We start from the raw sequence: 8,419 nt of genomic DNA on the forward strand, positions 1-8,419 counted from the left end.
CGGTAAAGCGGATAGGAACGTTCCCATGGCAACGCTGCCCCAAGACAATACAAGAGAGTCGCGCGATAGCCTGACCGGCCTGGCCGATCTGGAAGAAGCACGCGCGACCATTGCGCGGTGGCAGCGCGATTGGCCGCAGGACACGATCCCGTGCCCGATCCATGCGATGATGATCACGCTCGGCCGGATCGACACCGTCAACGTGGCCTTCGGCGAAAGCGCGGGCGACGGGGCGCTGGTCGAAGTGGCGCAGCGCATCAAGCATTTCGCCGCCGACGAGCTCGACAGCATGGCGTGGCTGGCGGCGCGGATCAGCGGCGGGAGTTTCCTCTTGCTTTCACGCCAGCAATGCAGCCGCGAACGCTGGGAATGGCTCGCCGAAGCACTTGCCGATGCGATCGCCATGCCGATCGCCAGCCCGGGAGACGATGTCGGCAGCCTGCGCCTGTGGCCGCGCGTGGTCTTGTTGCGTGCGACGGAAGACGACTCTCCTGAGCGAATATTCGATCGCCTGTCCGAGATGGCCAACCGCATGCGGCAGGGGCAGGGACGCAGGATCGATTGGTCGAGCGGAGAGATCGAACTGTCGGGCCGTTCGTTCCGCGATCTCGAGGCCGATTTGCTCGCTGCGATCGACAAGGACGAGATCGAGATACTCTTCCAGCCGCAATATGCGCTGGCCGACGACAAGATGATCGGGGCCGAAGCGCTGGCGAGGTGGCACCATCCCACCATCGGGCGCGTGGGTGCAGGATCCCTGTTCCAGATTGCCGAGCGCGCGGACCATGTCGCGCACCTCTCGCGCCATATCGCGCAGCGGGCGCTGGAACAGGCGGTACACTGGCCCGAGCATCTGCGGCTCTCGCTCAACGTCACGCCTGCCGATCTCGCTGCCGACAGCTTTGCGATGGAATTTGCCCGACTGGCCGAGCGGATCGGCTTTTCCATGTCGCGCATCACGCTGGAAATCATCGAGCAGGTCCTGCTCGCCGATCTCGACAGGGTCGGACATGTGCTCGACCAACTCAAGATTTTCGACATCCGCCTGGCGCTCGACGATTTCGGCGCGGGATTCTGCAACTTCCGCTACCTCAAGGTTCTGCCGATCGACTGCATCAAGCTCGACCGCTCGATGATCGACGGCGTTCTGGAAGACGATCGCGACCTCGCGGTCTTTCGCGCCATCATCGCGATGGCCAGCGCGCTCGATCTCGCGGTCGTGGTGGAAGGCGTGGAGAAGGAAGAGCAGCGCGCGCTGATCGCCGCCGAAGGTTGCGAATATTATCAGGGTTTCCTGCGCGCCGAACCTAAGACAGCGCAGGAATTTCTAGAGCTGGCAGAGGCTTAGGCCGCCTTCTTCTCGCGCTTTTTTGCTTTCCGCACGATCCCCGATAGCCCCTTCGTCAATTGGAACAGGCCGTTCAGCCTGCTTTCCGGCGAATTCCATGCGCGGCTGATCACCAGCTTCATGTCGGGCCGCAGCTTGGCCGTTCCCTGCAGGCGATCGACATAGGAGATCAGGCCGGGGCCGTCGGGGAAATCGTCATTGTGGAAGGTCACCAGCGTCCCCTGCGCGCCGACGTCGATCTTGGCGATGTTCGCCTCGATGGCCTGATGCTTGATCTCGATCAGGCGGACGAGGTTCGCGGTCGCGGGTGGCAGATCGCCGAAGCGGTCGATCATTTCGGCGGCGAGCGCCTCGATTTCAGCCTTGTCCCCGGCATCGTTGAGACGGCGGTAGAGAGCCATGCGGACGGCGAGGTCAGGCACGTAATCCTCCGGAATCATGATTGGGGCATCGACCGTAATCTGCGGACTGACGCGCTCCGGCTTGGCCTCGAGGCCCAGTTCACCGGCTTTGGCTGCAAGGATCGCGTCCTCGAGCATCGACTGGTAGAGTTCGAAGCCGACCTCGCGGATATGGCCCGATTGTTCGTCGCCCAGAAGATTGCCTGCGCCGCGGATGTCGAGGTCGTGGCTCGCCAGCTGGAAGCCCGCGCCGAGGCTGTCGAGATCGCCCAGGACTTTCAGCCGTTTCTCCGCGACTTCGCTCAACTGCGTATCGGCGGCATACGTGAGATAGGCGTAGGCGCGCAGCTTCGAGCGGCCCACGCGGCCGCGCAACTGATAGAGCTGGGCGAGGCCGAAGATGTCGGCGCGGTGGATGATGATCGTGTTTGCGCTTGGCAAATCAAGGCCGCTTTCGACGATGGTCGTCGCGAGCAACACATCGTATTTGCCTTCGTAGAAAGCGCTCATCCGCTCCTCGATCTCCCCCGCGTTCATCTGGCCATGAGCAGCGACGAACTTCACCTCGGGCACATTCTCGTGAAGCCAGTCGGACACCTGTTCCATGTCGGAAATGCGCGGAACGACGATGAAGCTTTGCCCGCCGCGATGATGTTCGCGCAGCAGCGCCTCGCGCATCACCATGTCGTCCCATTCCATTACGTAGGTCCGCACGGCGAGACGATCGACGGGCGGGGTCTGAATGGTGGAAAGTTCGCGCAGGCCCGTCATCGCCATCTGCAACGTCCGCGGGATCGGCGTGGCGGTCAGCGTCAGCATGTGCACATCGGCGCGCAGCTGCTTTAGCTTCTCCTTGTGCGTCACGCCGAACCGCTGTTCTTCGTCCACGATCACCAAGCCGAGGTTCTTGAACTTCGTCTGTTTGGACAGGATCGCGTGCGTCCCGACAACGATGTCGACATCGCCTTTCTCAAGACCTTCGCGCGTCTCTTTTGTTTCTTTAGAGCCCACCAGTCGAGACAGCCGCCCGACCTTGAGGGGAAAGCCGCCGAAGCGCTGGCTGAAATTCTCGAAATGCTGGCGGGCGAGCAGGGTGGTGGGGGCGACCACGGCGACTTGTTGGCCGTTCATCGCGGCGACGAAGGCAGCGCGCAGGGCGACCTCGGTCTTGCCGAAGCCGACATCGCCGCAGACCAGCCGGTCCATCGGCCTGCCGCTTTCGAGATCACGCAGCACGTCCTCGATCGCGCGTTCCTGATCGTCGGTTTCCTCGTACTGGAAGCGGTCGAGGAATTGGTTGTACGGGCCGTCCTCCACTTCCAGCACCGGCGCTTTTTTGAGCGCGCGCTGGGCGGCGACCTGCATAAGCTCGCCAGCGATCTCGCGGATGCGCTCCTTCAGGCGGGCGCGGCGCTTCTGCCAGGCTTCTCCGCCGAGCTTGTCCAACTGGACCGCTTCTTCGGAGGAGCCATAGCGGCTGAGCACATCGATATTCTCGACCGGGATGAACAGCTTGTCGCCGCCGCGATATTCGAGCTGGACGCAGTCGTGCTTCGATTTACCGACCGGGATGGGTTCGAGGCCGAGATATTTGCCGATGCCATGCTCTGTGTGGACGATCAGATCGCCGACGCTGAGCGCCTGGAGTTCGGCAAGGAAGGCGTCGGCATCCTTGCGCTTGCGCTTGCGACGCACCAGTCGGTCGCCGAGAATGTCCTGCTCGGTCAGCAGCTCAAGCTCGTCATTGGCGAAGCTGGCCTCGACGGGCAGAATCATCGCCGAGGGCTTACCCTTGGCCGACTGGCCGAGTGCTTCCTGCCAGCTATCGGCCAATTGCACCGTTACGCCGGCTTCGTCGAGGATAGAGACGATGCGAGAGCGGCTACCCTTGGAATATGTCGCCAGCAGCGGGCGCTTGCCGGCCTTGCCGATGGCTTTCAAATGGTCGGCCAGCACCGGATAGACATTGTCGCCGCGCGCGCGCTCAGGCGCAAAATCGCGGCCGGAGCGGAAGCCAAAATCGATGACCTTGTCGCTCTCCGGCTCGTCGAATGTTGTCGCGCGGTGTGCTGGCGCATCGGCGAGAGCGGCCTTGAACTCGCTCTCGGTAAGATACAGCGCGTCGGGTTTCAGCGGGCGGTAATTGCCCTTTGCCTGCCCGCTGATCGCGGTGCGCTGGTCGTGATAATCGCCTATATCCTTCAGCCGCTCTTCCGCAGCGGCAAGCGAGGCGTTGTCGATCACGACGACATCGTCCTTGCCGAGGTGGTCGAACAGCGTGACCAGCTTGTCCTCGAACAGCGGGAGCCAATGCTCCATGCCGGCGAGCCTGCGCCCCTCGCTGACCGCTTCGTAGAGCGGGTCCTGTGTGGCATTGGCCCCGAACATCTCGCGATAGCGGCTGCGGAAGCGCTTGATGCTGTCCTCGTCCAGCAGTGCTTCGCTGGCGGGTAGCAGCAGATGGCTGTCGAGCCGCCCGGTGCTCATCTGGGTGGTGGGATCGAAGCTGCGCAGACTTTCCAGCTCGTCGCCGAAAAAGTCGAGCCGCAGCGCCTCGTCCAGCCCGCTGGGGAAGACGTCGACGATCGATCCGCGGATGGCATAGTCGCCCTTGTCGATGACCGTATCGGTTCGGCTGTATCCTTGTTTTTGCAGGAGCACCGACAAGCTTTCCCGGCCGATTTCCGTGCCGGGCTTGAACTCGCGTACGCTCTCGCGGATGCGGAAAGGGGTAAGCACGCGCTGGAGCACGGCGTTGGCGGTCGTGATGACCAGTTGCGCCTTCGCCTTGCCGGTCTGCAGTCGGTGAAGCGCAGCAAGACGCCGCGCGCTGATCGACAGGGCGGGGCTGGCACGGTCGTAGGGGAGCGAATCCCAGGCCGGGAACTCGATCACTTCCAGCTCGGGCGCGAAGAAGTCCGCCGCGTCGACGATTCCGCGCATCGCGGCATCGTCGGGCGCGATGAATACGGCGCGCCCAGCGCTTGCCCGCGCAAGATCGGCCATCACCAGCGGCTGCGCGCCGCGCGCAACTTGCGCCAGCGTGAGCGGGCTATCGGCTTTCAGGATACGGGCAAGGTCGGGCATCGGAATCCTGTCGTCGGGGGCGCAGCCTGTCGCACACGCACGTTTGCCCCCTGCCCGGTCGGGAAGGGGGTGCTTCAGTAATACGTCAGTGGCGAGATAGTGCCCGCGGGCCGCCCGTCAACGCGGAATGTCGACGTAATCGAGTTCCTGCATCGCGTTCATCAACTCGCCCTGGAAACGCGGCGGGGTGGGCTGGGTCTTGAGGGCCCAGGCCATGACATCCACGTCGTCTTCCTCGAGCAGCATTTCGAACCAGGCGAGTTCTTCTTCGGACCAGTCCGCATGATAGCGGTCGAAAAAGCCGCCGATCATGTAGTCGGCCTCGCGCGTGCCGCGGTGCCAGGCGCGAAACTTCGCGCGCTGCTTGCGGCCATCGAAGGTGAGCATTTCGGGCATGGGGAGCGGTTAGGCCACGAGAAGCGGCCTTTCAACAGTCATTGCGAGCGAAGTGAAGCAATCCAGCGTTCGCCCCTTGAGCTGTGGACAGCCTTGGAGATGGATTACCAAGTTGCCTCCGGCTCCTCGCAATGACGGGCGGAAGTTGGTAGCGACCGACCATGCGCCCCGAGGTCCTCAACCCCCTGTTCGCCGAAACGGAGACGCTCGACGGCGTGGGGCCGAAGCTGAAGAAACCGCTCGGGCGCCTCGGTCTCACGCGGATACGCGATCTCGACTATCACCTTCCCGAACGCTTCGTGACCCGCCGGGCGGTCGGCAATATCGACGAGGCGGGCGAGGGCGAGCAGATCGTCGTCAAGCTGACCGTCACCGAGCATCGCGCCAGCCGTAGTCCGCGCGCGCCCTATCGTGTGCTGGCGCAGGATGCGATCGGCAATATCCTCGCGCTGACCTATTTCGGGCGCGCGTCCTATACGGCAAAAAAGCAGCTGCCGGTGGGCGAAACGCGCTGGGTGGCGGGCAGACTCGAACGCTTCGGCGACATGTTGCAGATCGTCCATCCGGATCATGTGCTGGAAGAAGGCGGCGAGAGCCTACAGCGCCTGTGCGAGCCGGTCTATCGCCTCTCCGAAGGCCTCACGCAGCCGAAGGTGGCGGGGCTGATCGAGCAAGCGCTGGAGCGTACGCCCGAACTGCCCGAATGGATCGACGGCTCGCAATTGGACAAGGAAGGCTGGCCCGCGTGGCGCGATGCGTTGGTCCTGGCGCACAAGGGCGAGAACAAAGCGGCTCGCGACAGGCTCGCCTATGACGAACTGCTCGCCAACAGCCTCGCTTTAATGCTGGTGCGCGCGGACAATCGCAAGCGGCGCGGCCAGGCGTTGCAAGGAGACGGCAGCTATCGCGGACGGCTCGAACTGCCGTTCCCGCTGACGGGCGATCAAAAGCGTTCGATTGCCGAGATCGAGGGCGACATGGCGCAGGAGGCACCCATGCTGCGTCTGTTGCAAGGTGATGTAGGCGCGGGCAAGACGGTGGTCGCGTTGGAAGCCATGCTGATCGCAGTAGAAGCGGGCGCGCAGGCCGCGCTGCTTGCCCCGACCGAAATCCTCGCAAGACAGCACTACGAAAGCCTGCGTCGTATGGCCGAACCGACCGGCGCGCATGTCGCGCTGCTGACCGGGCGCGACAAGGGCAGGGCGCGCGAGGCGACGCTGATGGGTTTGCTCGACGGCAGTGTGGACATCGCGGTCGGCACGCATGCGATTTTCCAAGATAAGGTCGCTTATCGTAATCTCGCCATGGTCGTGATCGACGAACAGCACCGCTTCGGGGTCGGACAGCGGCTCATGCTTGCCAGCAAGGGCAAGCGCGCCCCGCATGTTCTTGCGATGACCGCCACGCCGATCCCGCGCACGCTGACGCTGGCGCAATATGGTGAGCTCGATGTCAGCAAGCTCGACGAATTGCCTCCGGGTCGGCAGGCTATCGACACCGTGGTGATGGGGCAGGACAAGATCGGCCCGCTGGTTGATCGTCTCGCCGCGCAAATTGCGGAAGGGCGGCAGGCCTACTGGGTGTGCCCCATGGTCCGCGAACTGGACGGGCCGGAGGAGATCGCCGCCGCCGAAGCGCGCTACGCCGTGCTTAAGGAGCGGTTCGGCAGCGATGTCGTCATGGTCCACGGCCAGCTCGCGCCCGAGATCAAGGACGCGGCGATGGAGCGATTCGCCAGCGGCGATGCGAAGCTGCTGGTGGCGACGACCGTGATCGAAGTCGGTGTGGACGTGCCCGATGCAACGCTGATGGTGATCGAACAGGCCGAACGCTTCGGGCTGGCCCAGCTTCACCAGCTTCGTGGACGCGTGGGGCGGGGCAGCGAGAAGAGCTTCTGTGTGCTGCTGCATGGCGAGAATCTGTCCGAAACCGCTCAGGAACGGTTGAAACTGATGCGCCAGACGCAGGATGGCTTCCTGCTGGCCGAGGAGGATCTGCGCCTGCGCGGCGGCGGGGAATTGCTCGGCACGCGACAATCGGGCGATACGCCTTTCACCGTCGCCAGCCTCGACCAGATTACTCAGCTACTGCCCAAAGCCCATGACGATGCGCGGCTCCTCATGGAGCGGGACGGCGGTCTTGAGGGCAAGCGCGGTGAAGCGGCACGGGTGCTGCTTTATCTGTTCGAACGGGATTACGGCGTAAAGACGCTTCGGGGCGGCTAGTTCATAATCTTTGCCATTTGCGCATCGCCTCACTATCGGTCGCGCGCGCAGGCGACCGGACGAGCCACCGAGCAGGCATGCGCTAGCCAGATTCTGCGAAACGAAATTTTCTTATGACCAGGATCACGTAGTCTAGTGAGTGCATCAGAAACATCGCGAATGGCAAAGAATACGGCCATGCTGTTCGTGCGCCAGATTTTCACCATCCTCATAAATTTGTTTACGGTCCGGATCCTTCTTAATCAGCTAGGCGTCCAGGACTTCGCAATCTACAATGTGATACTCAGCGTGGTGATGCTCGGATCGTTCTTCACGCTGTCCATGAGCACCATCATTCAAAGGTACTTTGCTTTTGCGATGGGTAAGCAATCGCAATTTTCCCTGAAAAAAGTCCATGATGCGGGACTGCTCTTGTCCATAATCGCGGCGGTCTTGTCGCTGGGCCTTCTGGCAACAGCTGGCACGTGGTTCGTGCGGACCGAATTGGTCATCGCGGCGGAGCGGTTCGAAGCCGCGCAAATTCTTTTCTACTTGCTGAGCCTCGCCTTCGCCCTAAACATTTTCTCGACCTTTCACTCCTCGGTCATTCTGGCGCATAAGGATATGCACGCCTTTGCATGGATATCGATCCTCGACGCTATATTAAGATTGGGGGCGGCGGTTGCTCTGATCTTCCTCCAGGAAGGGCAATTGGTCGCATACGGAGTTCTGCTCGTTGGGGTGGCGCTCGTGCTCGGTTTGAACTTTTTCGTGTACTGCGTGCGCAAATATGACGAGTGCAGACTGGCCACGCTGCGCTTCGAATTGCCCCTGATGCGGGATATGGTTGCATTCGGCGGCTGGACCATGTTCGGTCAGCTTACGACCGTGAGCCGTACTCAGGCCTGTCCCCCGTCAGCACCTATGGCACAGATTTGAGGTTGTGATTTAAGGAGGATTTGGGCTTCGTCGTAGTGACGAAG

Annotated in this window: 5 protein-coding genes; 3 read left to right on the plus strand and 2 right to left on the minus strand. The window is 62.4% G+C overall.

Annotated features, from left to right (window positions below):
• The first annotated feature begins 25 nt into the window (after positions 1-25).
• Positions 26-1,348, plus strand: coding sequence for an EAL domain-containing protein (locus tag ACSH0F_RS14775; protein WP_435203867.1), 1,323 nt, complete (start codon positions 26-28; stop codon positions 1,346-1,348).
• On the opposite strand, the gene mfd is transcribed toward ACSH0F_RS14775, so the two are convergent.
• Together mfd and ACSH0F_RS14785 are read right to left on the minus strand one after the other, a co-directional pair.
• Positions 1,345-4,836, minus strand: coding sequence for a transcription-repair coupling factor (mfd, locus tag ACSH0F_RS14780; RefSeq protein ID WP_435203868.1), 3,492 nt, complete (start codon positions 4,834-4,836; stop codon positions 1,345-1,347). The two genes, ACSH0F_RS14775 and mfd, sit on opposite strands and share 4 nt — an antisense overlap.
• 117 nt (positions 4,837-4,953) lie before the next feature.
• Positions 4,954-5,232: a succinate dehydrogenase assembly factor 2 gene (locus tag ACSH0F_RS14785; RefSeq protein ID WP_435203869.1), complete on the minus strand. Its 279-nt coding sequence runs from the start codon at positions 5,230-5,232 to the stop codon at positions 4,954-4,956.
• Positions 5,233-5,393: 161 nt separating this feature from the next.
• Here ACSH0F_RS14785 and recG point away from each other — a divergent pair, with 161 nt between their 5' ends.
• Both recG and ACSH0F_RS14795 read left to right on the plus strand, forming a co-directional pair.
• The gene (recG, locus tag ACSH0F_RS14790; RefSeq protein WP_435203870.1) at positions 5,394-7,457 is read left to right on the plus strand and encodes an ATP-dependent DNA helicase RecG; all 2,064 of its coding nucleotides are present in this window, start codon (positions 5,394-5,396) and stop codon (positions 7,455-7,457) included.
• A gap of 159 nt (positions 7,458-7,616) precedes the next feature.
• Positions 7,617-8,375, plus strand: coding sequence for an oligosaccharide flippase family protein (locus ACSH0F_RS14795; protein WP_435203871.1), 759 nt, complete (start codon positions 7,617-7,619; stop codon positions 8,373-8,375).
• Positions 8,376-8,419 lie beyond the last annotated feature (44 nt).

The sequence above is a fragment of the Qipengyuania sp. 902 genome, assembly GCF_051195295.1.
GTDB lineage: Bacteria > Pseudomonadota > Alphaproteobacteria > Sphingomonadales > Sphingomonadaceae > Qipengyuania.

Coding starts and splice junctions, on each gene's coding strand:
- ACSH0F_RS14775 (WP_435203867.1), top strand. CDS start 26: ATGGCAACGCTGCCCCAAGACAATACAAGAGAGTCGCGCGATAGCCTG.
- mfd (WP_435203868.1), bottom strand. CDS start 4,836: ATGCCCGACCTTGCCCGTATCCTGAAAGCCGATAGCCCGCTCACGCTG.
- ACSH0F_RS14795 (WP_435203871.1), top strand. CDS start 7,617: ATGGCAAAGAATACGGCCATGCTGTTCGTGCGCCAGATTTTCACCATC.
- recG (WP_435203870.1), top strand. CDS start 5,394: ATGCGCCCCGAGGTCCTCAACCCCCTGTTCGCCGAAACGGAGACGCTC.
- ACSH0F_RS14785 (WP_435203869.1), bottom strand. CDS start 5,232: ATGCCCGAAATGCTCACCTTCGATGGCCGCAAGCAGCGCGCGAAGTTT.